Annotated in this window: 11 protein-coding genes and 2 tRNA genes; 12 read left to right on the top strand and 1 reads right to left on the bottom strand. The window is 72.6% G+C overall.

Annotated elements, in window-relative coordinates:
* The first annotated feature begins 59 nt into the window (after positions 1-59).
* The 7 genes from ACZ34W_RS11550 to ACZ34W_RS11520 all read left to right on the top strand — a co-directional run bounded on the left by ACZ34W_RS11550 (position 60) and on the right by ACZ34W_RS11520 (position 10,536).
* Complete coding sequence (locus ACZ34W_RS11550) at positions 60-2,138, top strand: APC family permease (RefSeq protein WP_465603306.1); 2,079 nt, start codon at positions 60-62, stop codon at positions 2,136-2,138.
* A 481-nt stretch (positions 2,139-2,619) separates the two neighbouring features.
* The gene (kdpF, locus tag ACZ34W_RS11545; protein ID WP_465603304.1) at positions 2,620-2,709 is read left to right on the top strand and encodes a K(+)-transporting ATPase subunit F; all 90 of its coding nucleotides are present in this window, start codon (positions 2,620-2,622) and stop codon (positions 2,707-2,709) included.
* A gap of 1 nt (position 2,710) precedes the next feature.
* On the top strand, positions 2,711-4,372 hold the full coding sequence (kdpA, locus tag ACZ34W_RS11540; RefSeq protein ID WP_465603302.1) for a potassium-transporting ATPase subunit KdpA: 1,662 nt from the start codon (positions 2,711-2,713) through the stop codon (positions 4,370-4,372).
* Complete coding sequence (gene kdpB, locus ACZ34W_RS11535) at positions 4,372-6,489, top strand: potassium-transporting ATPase subunit KdpB (RefSeq protein ID WP_465603300.1); 2,118 nt, start codon at positions 4,372-4,374, stop codon at positions 6,487-6,489. Before kdpA ends, kdpB begins: the two co-directional genes overlap by 1 nt.
* Before the next feature lie 15 nt (positions 6,490-6,504).
* Entirely contained in the window at positions 6,505-7,137 is a 633-nt protein-coding gene (gene kdpC, locus ACZ34W_RS11530) for a potassium-transporting ATPase subunit KdpC (protein WP_465603298.1), read from the top strand.
* 178 nt (positions 7,138-7,315) lie between these two features.
* Entirely contained in the window at positions 7,316-9,865 is a 2,550-nt protein-coding gene (locus tag ACZ34W_RS11525) for an ATP-binding protein (RefSeq protein WP_465603296.1), read from the top strand.
* Complete coding sequence (locus ACZ34W_RS11520; RefSeq protein WP_329488182.1) at positions 9,862-10,536, top strand: response regulator; 675 nt, start codon at positions 9,862-9,864, stop codon at positions 10,534-10,536. Before ACZ34W_RS11525 ends, ACZ34W_RS11520 begins: the two co-directional genes overlap by 4 nt.
* A gap of 303 nt (positions 10,537-10,839) precedes the next feature.
* Here ACZ34W_RS11520 and ACZ34W_RS11515 read toward each other — a convergent pair whose 3' ends face one another.
* On the bottom strand, positions 10,840-12,111 hold the full coding sequence (locus ACZ34W_RS11515) for an amidohydrolase family protein (protein ID WP_329488181.1): 1,272 nt from the start codon (positions 12,109-12,111) through the stop codon (positions 10,840-10,842).
* 254 nt (positions 12,112-12,365) lie between these two features.
* On the opposite strand from ACZ34W_RS11515, the gene ACZ34W_RS11510 reads away from it, so the two are divergent.
* The 5 genes from ACZ34W_RS11510 (at position 12,366) to ACZ34W_RS11490 (ending at position 13,803) form a co-directional block, all read left to right on the top strand.
* Positions 12,366-12,438: transfer RNA gene (locus ACZ34W_RS11510), tRNA-Thr, on the top strand.
* A 43-nt stretch (positions 12,439-12,481) separates the two neighbouring features.
* Positions 12,482-12,554: transfer RNA gene (locus ACZ34W_RS11505), tRNA-Met, on the top strand.
* Between the two features lie 83 nt (positions 12,555-12,637).
* Positions 12,638-12,802 carry a 50S ribosomal protein L33 gene (gene rpmG, locus ACZ34W_RS11500; protein ID WP_006604855.1) on the top strand — a complete coding sequence of 55 codons (165 nt, stop codon included), beginning with the start codon at positions 12,638-12,640 and terminating at the stop codon, positions 12,800-12,802.
* A 115-nt stretch (positions 12,803-12,917) separates the two neighbouring features.
* Entirely contained in the window at positions 12,918-13,376 is a 459-nt protein-coding gene (locus ACZ34W_RS11495; protein WP_329488179.1) for a MaoC family dehydratase N-terminal domain-containing protein, read from the top strand.
* Between the two features lie 4 nt (positions 13,377-13,380).
* Entirely contained in the window at positions 13,381-13,803 is a 423-nt protein-coding gene (locus ACZ34W_RS11490) for a MaoC family dehydratase (RefSeq protein WP_329488178.1), read from the top strand.
* Positions 13,804-13,834: the final 31 nt, after the last annotated feature.

Raw genomic sequence — 13,834 nt, 5'->3', positions numbered from 1 at the left:
CTGCGGGAACACCCCGCCCAAAGGGCGTGTCCGGCGCTCGCGGTACTCCGCTCGGGCCCATGGACGGTCCGTTTTCCGCCCTTACGCTCGCCCATGTGTTCAACCTGCCCCAGGCGCTCAAGCGCCTAGTGATCGGCCGAGCCATGCGCAGCGAGGAGCTGGGCGAGACGCTGCTCCCCAAGCGGCTGGCGCTGCCGATCTTCGCTTCCGACCCGCTCTCCTCGGTCGCCTACGCGACCCAGGAGATCCTGTTGGTGCTCACCGTCGGTGGCACCGCCTTCCTGTACCTGACCCCGTGGGTCGCGGCCGGTGTGGTCGCGCTGATGGCGGTCGTGGTGATGTCCTACCGCCAGGTCGTCCACGCCTACCCGAGCGGCGGCGGCTCGTACGAGGTGGTGTCCCGCAACCTCGGCGCCAACTCGGGCCTGGTGGTGGCGGCTTCGCTGCTGGTCGACTACGTGATGACGGTCGCGGTGTCGGTGGCCTCGGGCGTCGACAACATCATCTCGGCGCTGCCCTCGCTGGCCGACCACCGGGTCGAACTGGCGGTCGCCTTCGTCGTGCTGCTCGCGGCGATGAACCTGCGCGGGGTCCGGGAGTCCGGCAAGGCCTTCGCCGCGCCGACGTACCTGTTCATCGGCGGCATGCTGCTGATGGTGGTCACCGGACTGGTCAAGGCGCTCTTCGGGGAGACCCCGGTGGCGGCCAGCGCCTCGTACGGGATCCTGCCGGTGGACGGCAAGGACACCCTGGCCGGCCTCGGTCTGCTGATGCTGGGCCTGCGGGCGTTCGCCTCGGGCTGCACGGCGCTGACGGGCGTGGAGGCGATCTCCAACGGCGTACCGGCCTTCCGGGCGCCCAAGTCGAGGAACGCCGCCGCCACGATGGCCGTGATGGGCACCACGGCCGTGGTCATGTTCGTCGGCATCACCGCGCTGGCGCTGATGTCCAAGGTCCACATCGCCGACGACGCCTGCACGTTGACCGGCTTCGCGGGGGACTGCCACACCGCGCCGCAGCAGACCGTGATCGCCCAGCTGGCGGCCGCGATCTTCGGTGGCGACCGGAGCTTCCTCTTCTACTTCATCCAGGCCGTCACCGCGCTGGTGCTGATCCTGGCGGCCAACACCGCCTTCAACGGCTTCCCGCTGCTGGCCTCGATCCTGGCCGAACACCGCTACCTGCCCCGGCAGATGCACACCCGCGGCGACCGCCTCGCCTTCTCCAACGGCATCATCGCCCTCGCGGTGGTGGCCGGCGGGCTGCTCTGGCTGTACGAGGCGGACGTCACCAGCCTGATCCACCTCTACATCCTGGGTGTCTTCACCTCCTTCACGCTCTCCCAGATCGGCATGGTGAAGCACTGGAACCGGGTGCTGCGCACCGAGACCGAGCCGGGCGTGCGCGGCCCGGCCCAGCGCGCCCGGGTGATCAACGCCTTCGGCGCGGTCACCACCGCGCTGGTGCTGGTCATCGTGCTGCTCACCAAGTTCACCCAGGGCGCCTGGCTGGCCGTGGTCGCGGCGGTGGTGCTCTGGGTGATGATGCGGGGCATCCGCCGGCACTACGACCGCGTCGCCGAGGAACTGGCTGTGGACGACCCGGAGGCCGACTCGGTGCGCCCCTCCCAGGTGCACGGGATCGTACTGGTCTCCAAGCTGCACAAGCCCACCCTGCGGGCGCTCGGCTACGCCGAGGCGTTCCGGCCGGACTCGCTGGAGGCGCTGACCGTGGCGGTGGAGCGGGAGGCCACCGGCGAACTGGAGCGGCAGTGGGGCGAGCTGGACGTCCGGGTGCCGCTGAAGGTGCTGGACTCGCCGTACCGGGAGATCACCAAGCCGGTGGTGGCGTACGTGCGCGAGTACCGCCGGACCAGGCCCCGGGACGCGGTGGCCGTCTTCATCCCCGAGTACGTGGTCGGGCGCTGGTGGGAGCACCTGCTGCACAACCAGTCGGCGCTCTGGCTGAAGAGCAGGCTGCTCTTCACCCCGGGCGTGATGGTGATCAGCGTGCCGTGGCAGCTGACCTCCTCCAGCAAGGCGCACCACCCGTCCCGCCGGGCCCCCGGCGCGGTCCGCCGCGGCGAGCCGGCGACGCGGTCGGAGTACGAGCGGCTGCCGGCGCCCGAGAACGCCTGAGGCGTCGCCGCCGAGAGCCCCGGACCACGCCGGAGCCCCGGACCACGCCGAGAGCCCCGGACCACGCCGGAGCCCCGGACCACGCCGAGAGCCCCGGTCCCGGCCGGAGCCCCGATCCCACGCCGGGAGCCCCGGACCACGCGGTCCGGGGCTCCCGGCGTATCCGCGCGGCCGTCCCGAGGGACGCCCGGCAGCGCGACGGGCGAGGCGTGAAGGGCAGCGCGGGGAGTCACCGTATGGAGCCCGTCAACAATCGAACGGGCGCCGTATGGAGGGCGTCAAGAACGGCGGTGACGGTCCGTGGGCGCGGTTGGCTGGCGAGGCCGGCCCACCGCCGGTGCCGCGTCGACCGCCCGCAGGGGCCGGGCCGCGGCCACCTCCGAACCACTGTGGTGGAGCCCATGTCCGATCTCATCCACGTCGGTGTCACGGTCGCCGTGTTCGCCGTCATCGCCCTGATCGCGCGGGGGGTGGAGAAGCTGTGAGCGCCGAGAACGTCGCAGGTCTCCTCGTGGCCGTCGCCCTCGTCGGCTACCTCGTCGTCGCGCTGATCTACCCGGAGAAGTTCTGACATGGGTTCCGTTCTCGCGGGCTGGTCGCAGGTCGTCGCCCTGGTGGGCGCGCTGGCCCTGTGCTACCGGCCCCTGGGCGACTACGTCGCCCGGATCCTGACCACGTCCAAGCACCTCAGAGCCGAACGCGGCCTGTACAAGGTCATCGGGGTGGACGGCGACGCCGACCAGCGCTGGCCGGTCTACCTGCGCTCGGTGCTGGCCTTCTCGGCCGTCTCGGTGCTCTTCCTCTACGGCCTGATCCGGCTCCAGGGACACCTGCTGCTGAGCCTCGGGGTCCCGCAGATGTCGGGGCACCAGGCGTGGAACACCGCGATCTCCTTCACCGCCAACACCAACTGGCAGTCCTACAGCGGCGAGTCCGCGATGGGGCACCTGGCGCAGATGGCGGGCCTGGCGGTGCAGAACTTCGTCTCCGCCGCCGTCGGCATCGCCGTGGTGGCCACGCTGATCCGGGGCTTCACCCGCAACCGGACGGACCGGGTGGGCAACTTCTGGGTCGACCTGACCCGGATCACGCTGCGGCTGCTGCTGCCGGTCTCGATCGTCTTCGCGCTGGTCCTGGTGGCGAACGGGGTGGTGCAGAACTTCCACGGGTTCCACGAGGTGACCACCCTGGCGGGCGACCCGCAGGCGGTCCCGGGCGGGGCGGTGGCCTCGCAGGAGGTCATCAAGCTGCTGGGCACCAACGGCGGCGGCTTCTACAACGCCAACTCGGCGCACCCGTTCGAGAACCCCACCGGGTTCACCAACCTGCTGCAGGTCTTCCTGATCCTGCTGATCCCCTTCGCGCTGCCGCGCGCCTTCGGGAAGATGGTGGGCGACCACCGGCAGGGCTACGCGATCGTCGCGGTGATGGGCCTGTTCTGGGTCGCCTCGGTCGCGCTGATCACCCTCTCCGAGGCCCGGCACTCCGGTACCGCGATGCAGGCGGCCGGCGGCGCGATGGAGGGCAAGGAGCAGCGGTTCGGCATCGCGGCGTCCAGCCTGTTCGCGGCCTCGACGACGCTCACCTCGACCGGCGCGGTGAACTCCTTCCACGACTCGTACTCGCCGTTCGGCGGCGGGCTGACGATGTTCAACATGATGCTGGGCGAGATCGCGCCCGGCGGCACCGGTTCGGGCCTGTACGGGATGCTGGTGCTGGCGATCGTCGCGGTCTTCGTGGCCGGGCTGATGGTCGGCCGCACCCCGGAGTACCTGGGCAAGAAGCTGGGCGGGCGGGAGATGAAGTTCGCCTCGCTCTACATCCTGACCACGCCGACGCTGGTGCTGGTCGGCACCGGGGTGGCGATGGCGCTGCACGGTGAGCGGGCCGGGATGCTCAACTCCGGTGCGCACGGCTTCTCCGAGGTGCTGTACGCGTTCACCTCGGGCGCGAACAACAACGGTTCGGCGTTCGCCGGGATCACGGTGAACACCGACTGGTACGACACCGCGATCGGACTGGCGATGGTGTTCGGCCGGTTCCTGCCGATGGTCTTCGTCCTGGCGCTGGCCGGCTCGCTCGCGAGCCAGCAGCCCGTCCCCGCCACCCCGGGCACCCTGCCCACCCACAAGCCGCTGTTCGTGGGCCTGCTGTCGGGCGTCGTCCTGATCGTCGTCGGTCTCACCTACTTCCCGGCCCTGGCTCTCGGGCCGATCGCGGAAGGTCTCTCCTGATGTCCTCCACCCTTACCGACAAGCCGGCCGCGCAGCCGCAGGCGCCCGCGGCGGCGCCGCACAGGGTCTCCGGCGGACTGCTGGACCCGAAGCTGATCGTCTCGTCGCTGCCCGACGCGGTGAAGAAGCTCGATCCCCGGGTGATGGTCAGGAATCCGGTGATGTTCGTGGTCGAGGTCGGCTCGGTCGTGACCACGATCGCCGCGATCGCCGACCCGTCCGTCTTCGCCTGGTCGATCACCGTCTGGCTCTGGCTGACCACCGTCTTCGCCAACCTGGCCGAGGCGGTGGCCGAGGGCCGCGGGAAGGCGCAGGCGGACACCCTGCGCAAGACCAAGACGGACACCATGGCCCGCCGCCTCACCGACTGGCCGGCGAGCCGGGCCGAGGAGGAGGTGCCGGGGACGGCGCTGTGCCTGGGCGACCACGTGGTGGTCGAGGCCGGGCAGATCATCCCCGGTGACGGCGACGTCGTCGAGGGGGTCGCCTCGGTGGACGAGTCGGCGATCACGGGCGAGTCCGCGCCGGTGATCCGCGAGTCGGGGGGTGACCGCAGCGCGGTCACCGGCGGCACCAAGGTGCTCTCCGACCGGATCGTGGTGAAGATCGCCTCCGAGCCCGGCAAGTCGTTCATCGACCGGATGATCGCCCTGGTCGAGGGCGCGGCCCGGCAGAAGACGCCGAACGAGATCGCGCTCAACATCCTCCTGGCCTCGCTGACGATCGTCTTCCTGATCGCGGTCGTCACGCTCCAGCCGATGGCCACCTACGCGGGTGCGCCGCAGTCGATGATCGTGCTGGTGGCGCTGATCGTGGCGCTCATCCCGACCACCATCGGCGCGCTGCTCTCGGCGATCGGCATCGCGGGCATGGACCGGCTGGTCCAGCGCAACGTGCTGGCGATGTCCGGCCGGGCCGTCGAGGCCGCCGGCGACGTCAACACCCTGCTGCTCGACAAGACCGGCACCATCACCCTCGGCAACCGCCAGGCCGCCGAGTTCCTGTCCGCCACGGGCGTCTCCACCGAGCGGCTCGCGGACGCCGCCCAGTTGTCGTCCCTCGCGGACGAGACCCCGGAGGGCCGCTCGATCGTCGTCCTCGCCAAGACCGGCTACGGCCTGCGGGCCCGTGCCCAGGGCGAGTTGACGCACGCCACCTGGGTGCCGTTCACCGCGCAGACCCGGATGTCCGGCGTCGACCTGGACGAGGCCGACGGGGTCCACCAGATCCGCAAGGGCGCGGCCGCCGCGGTCACCCACTGGGTCACCGGCCACGGCGGCACGGTCACCGACGAGGTCTCCGCCCTGGTCGACGGCATCTCGGCGGCCGGCGGCACACCGCTGGTGGTGGCGACGCGCACGGCCTCGGCCCCGGCCCGGGTGCTGGGCGTCATCCACCTCAAGGACGTCGTCAAGGAGGGCATGCGGGAGCGGTTCGACGAGCTGCGCCGGATGGGCATCAAGACCATCATGATCACTGGCGACAACCCGCTGACCGCCAGGGCGATCGCGGAGGAGGCGGGCGTGGACGACTTCCTCGCCGAGGCCACCCCCGAGGACAAGATGGCCCTGATCAAGAAGGAGCAGGCGGGCGGCAAGCTGGTCGCGATGACCGGCGACGGCACCAACGACGCCCCCGCCCTCGCCCAGGCCGATGTCGGCGTCGCGATGAACACCGGGACCATGGCGGCCAAGGAGGCCGGCAACATGGTCGACCTGGACTCCAACCCCACCAAGCTGATCGAGATCGTCGAGATCGGCAAGCAACTCCTGATCACCCGCGGCGCGCTCACCACCTTCTCGATCGCCAACGACGTCGCGAAGTACTTCGCGATCATCCCGGCGATGTTCGCGGCGGTCTACCCGGGCCTGGACAGGCTCAACATCATGGGCCTGCACAGCCCGCAGTCCGCGATCACCTCGGCGATCGTCTTCAACGCCCTGGTCATCGTCGGCCTGATCCCGCTCGCCCTGCGCGGGGTCAAGTACCGCCCTTCGGACGCGAGTTCCCTGCTGCGCCGCAACCTGGGGGTCTACGGCTTCGGCGGTCTGGTCGTCCCCTTCGTCGGGATCAAACTGATCGACCTCGTCGTCCAGTTCGTCCCCGGCCTGAGCTGAGAGAGGAGAACCCAGATGTCCAAGCCCCTGCCCACCACCGTGCGCACGCACCTCACCGCACTGCGGATGCTGCTGGTGATGACGGTGATCCTCGGCCTCGCCTACCCGCTGCTGGTCACCGGCATCGGCCAGGTCGCCTTCGCCGACAAGGCCGACGGCTCGATCGTGAAGACCGCCGACGGCAAGGAGGTCGGCTCCAGTCTGCTGGGCCAGACCTACGACCTGCCCAAGCGGAACCCCGGCGACGAGAACGAGGCGGCCCGGCCGGACCCGAAGTGGTTCCAGCCCCGGCCCTCCGCCGGCGGGTACGACCCGAAGAGCTCCGGCGCCTCCAACCTGGGCCCGAACAGCGAGGACCTCGCCAAGGCGATCGAGGACCGCCGCGCCGCGGTCGCCGCGTTCGACGGCGTCGACCCGGCGAAGGTGCCGGTGGACGCGGTCACCGCCTCCGGCTCGGGCCTCGACCCGCACATCTCGGTCGCCTACGCCGAGGAGCAGGCCGCCCGGGTCGCCGGGGCCCGGAACCTGCCGGTGGAGACGGTGGAGAAGCTGATCGACAGGTACACCGAGGGCCGCTCGCTGGGCTTCCTCGGCCAGCCGGGAGTCAACATCGTCCTTCTCAACACGGCTCTGGCACACCAGAAGTGACGGCCAGGCAGGCAGCGCCGTGAGACAGGCCGACCCGGGCCGGGGCTCCACCCCGCGCCCGGGTCGGCCGCCGTACGCCCCGACCCCCGTACGACGACGAAAGCACCACGCCCCGACCCCGTACGAAGACGAAAGACGTAATTCCCGACCCCCGTACGAAGACGAAAGAGCAGCGCCCATGGCCCGCGACCTCGCCCCCGGCACCGGCCTCCGCCGCGGCCGGCTGAGGGTGTACCTCGGTTCCGCCCCCGGTGTCGGCAAGACCTACCGGATGCTGGACGAGGCCAGGCGCAGACAGGACCGCGGCGCGGAGGTGGTGGTCGGCTACATCGAGTGCCACGGCCGCCGCCACACCGAGGCCATGCTCGACGGCCTGGACGTCGCACCCCGGGCCCGACGGCTCTACCGGGACGCCGAGTTCGAGGAGATGGACCTCGACGCGCTGCTCGCCCGCCGCCCCTCCCTGGTGCTGGTGGACGAGCTCGCGCACACCAACGTCCCCGGCGGCCGGCACGCCAAGCGCTGGCAGGACGTCGAGGAGCTGCTGGCCGCCGGGATCGACGTCATCACCACCGTCAACGTCCAGCACCTGGAATCGCTGAACGACGTCGTCCAGAAGATCACCGGCATCCCCCAGCGCGAGACCGTCCCGGACGAGGTGGTCCGCCGGGCCGACCAGATCGAACTCGTCGACATGGCCCCCCAGGCGCTGCGCCGCCGGATGGCCCACGGCAACGTCTACCGGGCGGAGAAAGTGGACGCCGCGCTCTCGAACTACTTCCGGGTCGGCAACCTCACCGCCCTGCGCGAGCTCGCCCTGCTCTGGGTGGCCGGGCGGGTCGACGAGGGGCTGCGCGACTACCGGGCCAGCCACCGCATCGACCGCGTCTGGGAGACCCGCGAGCGGGTGGTGGTCGCCCTCACCGGCGGCCCCGAGGGCGAGACGCTGATCCGCCGCGCCGCCCGGATCGCCGACCGCACGGCGGGCGGCGACCTGCTCGCCGTGCACGTCACCCGCAGCGACGGCCTGGCCGGGGCGTCCTCGGGGGCGCTCGCCCAGCAGCGGCAGCTGGTGGAGGCGCTGGGCGGCAGCTACCACGTGGTGGTCGGCGACGACATCCCCACCGCGCTGCTGGCCTTCGCCCGCGCCCACGACGCCACCCAGCTCGTCCTCGGCACCAGCCGGCGCGGCCGGATCACCCGGCTCCTCACCGGCCCCGGCATCGGCGAGACCACCGTGGACGGCTCCGAGGACACCGACGTCCACATGGTCACCCACGCGTTCACCGGCCGCGGCCGGCTGCCCCCGCTCGGCCGCCGCCACTCCAGGCGCCGCACCGTCGCCGGCTACGCCGCCGGACTCGTGCTGCCCTGGCTGCTGACGGCCGGCCTCTCGCAGTCCCGCGGCACCGTCAACCTGACCACCGACGCGCTGATCTTCCAGCTGGGCGTGGTCGTCGTCGCCCTGCTCGGCGGCGCCACCTCGGCCCTGCTGGCCTCCCTCGTCGCCTCGCTGCTGCTGAACTACTTCTTCATCCCGCCCCTGCACACCCTGACCATCGGCGAGACCAACAACCTCGTCGCCCTGCTGGTGTTCGCCGCCGTCGCGCTCACCGTCTCCACCGTGGTCGACCACGCGGGCCGGCTCACCACCCGGGCCGCCCGGGCCACCGCCGAGGCCGAGACCCTCTCCACCCTGGCCGGCAGCGTACTGCGCGGCGCCGACGCCCTGCCCGCCCTGCTGGAGAAGTCCCGGACGGCCTTCGGGATGGACTCCGTCGCCCTGCTGGAACGCACCGGCGGCGCGGTGCTGGCCCGCTGCGACGGCGGGGGCGGGCCCGCCGGGCCCGGCGAGACCACCGAGGTCCCGGTCGGCGCCGACGCCCTGCTGGCGCTCACCGGCCGCCGGCTGCCCGCCGCCGACCAGCGCGTCCTGACCGCGTTCGCCGCCCACGTGGCCGCCGCGCTGGAACGCGACCGGCTCGCCGTGGTGGCCGCCGAGGTCGAACCGATCAGGGCCGCCGACCGGATGCGCACCGCCCTGCTCGCCGCCGTCAGCCACGACCTGCGCACCCCGCTGGCCGCCGCCCTGGCCTCGGTCGGCTCGCTGCGCAGCCCCGACGTCGAGTTCTCCGCCGAGGACCGGGCCGAACTCCTGGCCACCGCCGACGAGTCCCTGGTCAAGCTCACCCGGCTGGTGGACAACCTGCTCGACATGAGCCGCCTCCAGGCCGGGGCCCTCACCCTCCACCTCGCCGAGACCCACCTGGACGAGATCCTGCCCCGGGCCCTGGACACCCTCCCCGACCCGTACGCGCCGGTACGGCCGCTCGACCTCACGTTCGACATCGAGGAGGGCGTCCCGGCCGTCCTGGTCGATCCGCCGCTGCTGGAGCGCGTCCTGGCCAACGTCATCGCCAACGCCCTGCGCCACACCGCCCCCGGCACCCCGGTCCTGGTCGCCGCCAGCCACCTCGGCGACCGGGTCGAGGTCAGGGTGATCGACCGCGGCCCCGGCATCGCCGCCGAGGACCGCGACCGCGTCTTCCTGCCCTTCCAGCGCCTCGGCGACACCGACAACACCACCGGCGTCGGCCTCGGCCTCGCCCTCTCCCGCGGCCTCGCCGAGGCCATGGGCGGCGGCCTGGAGGTCGAGGACACCCCCGGCGGCGGCACCACCATGCTGCTCACCCTGCCCGCCGCCCACCCGGGAGGAGCGCCCGCATGAGCGAGATCCTGGTCGTCGACGACGAACCGGCGCTGCTGCGTACCCTGCGGATCAACCTGAGCGCCCGCCGGTACGCCGTCCGGACGGCCGCCAGCGGCGGCGAGGCCCTGGACCGCGCCGCCCGGACCTCGCCCGACGCCGTCCTGCTCGACCTGGGCCTGCCCGACCTGGACGGCCTGGACGTCATCCGGGGCCTGCGCAGCCGCAGCGCCGTACCGATCATCGTGCTCTCCGGCCGCACCGGCGCGGCCGACAAGGTGGGCGCCCTGGACGCCGGCGCCGACGACTACCTCACCAAGCCGTTCCTGATGGAGGAACTGCTGGCCCGGCTGCGCGCCGTCCTGCGCCGTCCGCCGGGCGGCCCGGCCCCGGCCGCGCGGGTGATCGGCGCCCACACCGTCGACCTCGCCGCCACCACCGTGACCGGCCCGGACGGCCCGGTCCGGCTCACCCCCACCGAGTGGCGGATCCTGGCGCTGCTGCTCGCCGACCCCGGCCGCCTGGTGCCCGGCCGGCGGATCCTGCGCGAGGTCTGGGGCCCGGCGCAGGAGGGGCGCGGCAACTACCTGCGGGTCTACCTGGCGGGGCTGCGCCGCAAGCTGGAACGCGATCCGGCCCGGCCGCGCCACCTGATCACCGAGCCCGGTCTCGGCTACCGGTACGAGCCCTGACGCCGGGACGGCGGCGGCGCCCCGACGGCCGCGCGTCAACGGAGCGTCAAGGGTGGGCCGCCGGGCGACAGGAGGGCGTCAGGACGGGCCGGACGGGGCGGTCGGCGGGCGTAGCGTCGTCGGTGAGCGAGCGGCCCTGCTCCATGTGGGGGATGCCGGGACCGCTCCGCCGCCTCGGCGGCCGACCGGTGGGGGAGGGGCGCGCGATCAACGACGCGCGCCCCTGTCACCCGCTCAGCCCTGCTCGGCCGCCCCGCTCGGCCCTGCTCAGCCGCCCCGGTCGGGCCGCCGCCGGCCCGCCGCTCAGCCCCCGCCCGTGCTCCCCGACTGCCGCGGCAGCGCCAGCGCCACCGTGTCGGCGAACTCCCGCACGGCACTCGTCCGGCTGACGATCCGCCCGCTGTGCACCACCAGCCGGCTGTGCCCGCCCGCGAGCGCCCCCGCCAGGCTGTCCCCGCGCACCGCCAGCAGCTCCGCCGGGAACCCGGCGTCCACCCGGACCGGCGGCAGCCCGAGCGCCGCCCGGGCCTGGTTGGCCACCGCGTCGTACGCCTCCTCCACGTCCAGCGCCCCGCTCGCCGCCAGCAGGTAGGCGGCCTCCAGCGGATCGGCCCGGCCCACCGGGTTGGCCGGGTCCCGCAGCGAGCCGCTGCCGGCCGAGAGCGGTACCCGGGCCTGCGCCAGCTCCCGCGGCAGCCCCGGCCGCATCCCGGCGGCCCGGCCCTCCAGACCGCTGCAGCCGCCGTTCTGCGGCAGGCAGACCACCCGGACGCCGCTGCTGGCCAGCACCGCCGGCCCGCCCGGCGCCAGGGCGCCGCACGGGCCGAGCACCACCCGGGGCCGCAGCGGGGCGAGCGCGCTCGCCAGCCGGGCGAGCTGCGCCGCGTCGGCCCCGGTGGTGTGCAGGTCCACCGGGCAGTCCGCCTCCCGGGCGGCCTCCAGCAGCACCTGGACGTACCCGGCCGGGTCAGGGTCCAGCTCCGGACAGCCGCCGGCCGCGGTGGCGCCGAGCTTGAGCGCGTCGCGCAGCTGGGCCCGGCCGTCCGCGCCGGCCAGACCGGTGAGCAGCCGGGGCATCGCGACCGCCTGCAGCTCCGCCAGGCCGCGCAGCGCCTGCCGGGCGGTGAGCACCGCCTCCAGCCGGCGCAGCCCGTGCACGTCGCCGATCCGGACGTGGGTGCGCTGCGCCGTGGCGCCGTAGCCCAGCGAGGTGAGCGCGGCCTCGGTGACCCGGCGGGTCAGGTCGCCGGAGGTCTCCGGCGGCGGTGCGGGCAGCGCGGCCGAGAAGGCGACGTCGTAGTGGGCGTGTGCCTCGGCGGGGGCCGGCAGCAGCAGATAGCCCTTGAGGTCGATCCGGGCCCCGGTGGTCGTGGTGGGGGCACCGGGCAGGGCCGGCAGCGGGCCGAGGCTGCCGGTGGTTCCAACGGCCTGGATCCGGTCGCCGCTGATCCGTACGTCCACCACCCGGCCGTCGGCGAGCCGGGCGTCGGTGAGCAGCAGGACGGGGCCGTGCCCCAGCGGGTTGGCGGCCGGCCCGGACCCGGGGTGGGGCCCGTCGGAGGGTGCGCTGTCCATCGCCCGGTTCCTCCCTCGCGCCGGCCGGTGCGGATCCCCGGCCCGTCCCGATCAATGAGCGACGAGCCTATGGCGCGGGGGCACGGGGTGCGGGGACGCGGGCAATAGTCGTATCGGGTCGGGCCGCGCCCCACCGGGGCCGATCGAACGCCCTGCCTTCGATCGCTCGCCCGTGCACCTCGCCCACCTGCGGTCTTCGCGCCGGGATACGGATTTCACCTCTGGGCGCGGAACGTGTAATCTCTTCCTCGTTCGCCCCTATAGCTCAGTCGGTAGAGCGTCTCCATGGTAAGGAGAAGGTCTGCGGTTCGATTCCGCATGGGGGCTCTGGTGAGAAGGAGTCGGCTTCGGCTGTGCTCCGGATCACTGTGGCGGTGTAGCTCAGTTGGTAGAGCAAGCGGCTCATAATCGCTGTGTCACCGGTTCAAGTCCGGTCACCGCTACCCCGCGTAGTCGGTCGGGAGATCGCACTCCCGGTCGGCTACTCTTGTTGTGTTCTTATTCAATGTCCAAGGAAGGCACTCCCGTGGCTGCCACCGATGTCCGCCCGAAGATCACGCTGGCCTGCGTGGAGTGCAAGGAGCGGAACTACATCACCAAGAAGAACCGGCGTAACGACCCGGACCGTCTTGAGATGAAGAAGCACTGCCCCCGCTGCAACTCGCACACCGCGCACCGCGAGACCCGCTGACCCTGTCGCGTGTCCGCGGGCCTGTGTGATCACAGGTCTACGACTCCGGGCCGTACCCCTCACAGGGTGCGGCCCGGAGTCTTTTCGTCATTCACCGCGCTCTTGAGGAGCTGCCATGGCACTCGACCCCTCCTTCATCGGGCGGACGTACCCGCCCACCGAGCCGTACGAGGTCGGCCGGGAGAAGATCCGCGAGTTCGCCGTCGCCGTGGGCGACGCCAACCCGGCGTACACCGACCCGGAGGCGGCCAAGGCGTTCGGCCACCCGGACGTCATCGCCCCGCCGACCTTCCCGTTCGTGCTCACCTACCGGGCCGCCGGCCAGGTGGTGGAGGACCCGCAGCTGGGCCTGGACTACAGCCGCGTGGTGCACGGTGACCAGAAGTTCGTCTACACTCGCCCGGTGCGGGCCGGCGACCGGCTCTCCGTCGCGGTGACCATCGACAACATCAAGTCGCTCGCGGGCAACGACGTGCTCACGGTGCGCGGCGAGGTGACGGACGCGACCGGCGAGCACGTGGTGACGTCGGTCATGACCCTGGTGGCCCGGGCCGCCGACGAGGCGGGGGAGTAACACCATGGCGATCAGCTACGACGAGGTCGCGGTCGGCACCGAGCTGCCGGCGCGGTCCTTCCCCGTGACGCGCGCCACGCTGGTGCAGTACGCGGGCGCCTCCGGGGACTTCAACCCGATCCACTGGAACGAGAAGTTCGCGCTGGAGGTCGGCCTGCCCGACGTCATCGCGCACGGCATGTTCACCATGGCCGAGGCGGTCCGGGTGGTCACCGACTGGGTCGGCGACCCGGGCGCGGTGGTCGAGTACGGCGTGCGCTTCACCCGGCCGGTGACGGTGCCCAACGACGGCGTCGGCTCCGTGATCGAGGTGACCGGCAAGGTCGCCAAGCTGCTGGACGACCGGAAGGTGCAGGTCGACCTGCTGGCGACCTTCGGCGGCCTGAAGGTGCTGGGCATGTCCCGCGCCGTCGTCCGGCTGGCCTGAGCGCCCGGAGCCTGAGCGCCCGGCGGGGAGG

The sequence above is a fragment of the Kitasatospora sp. NPDC022856 genome, assembly GCF_055561235.1.
Note: the sequence above shows the minus strand (reverse complement) of the source record. Positions and strands in the feature narration are given on the sequence as shown.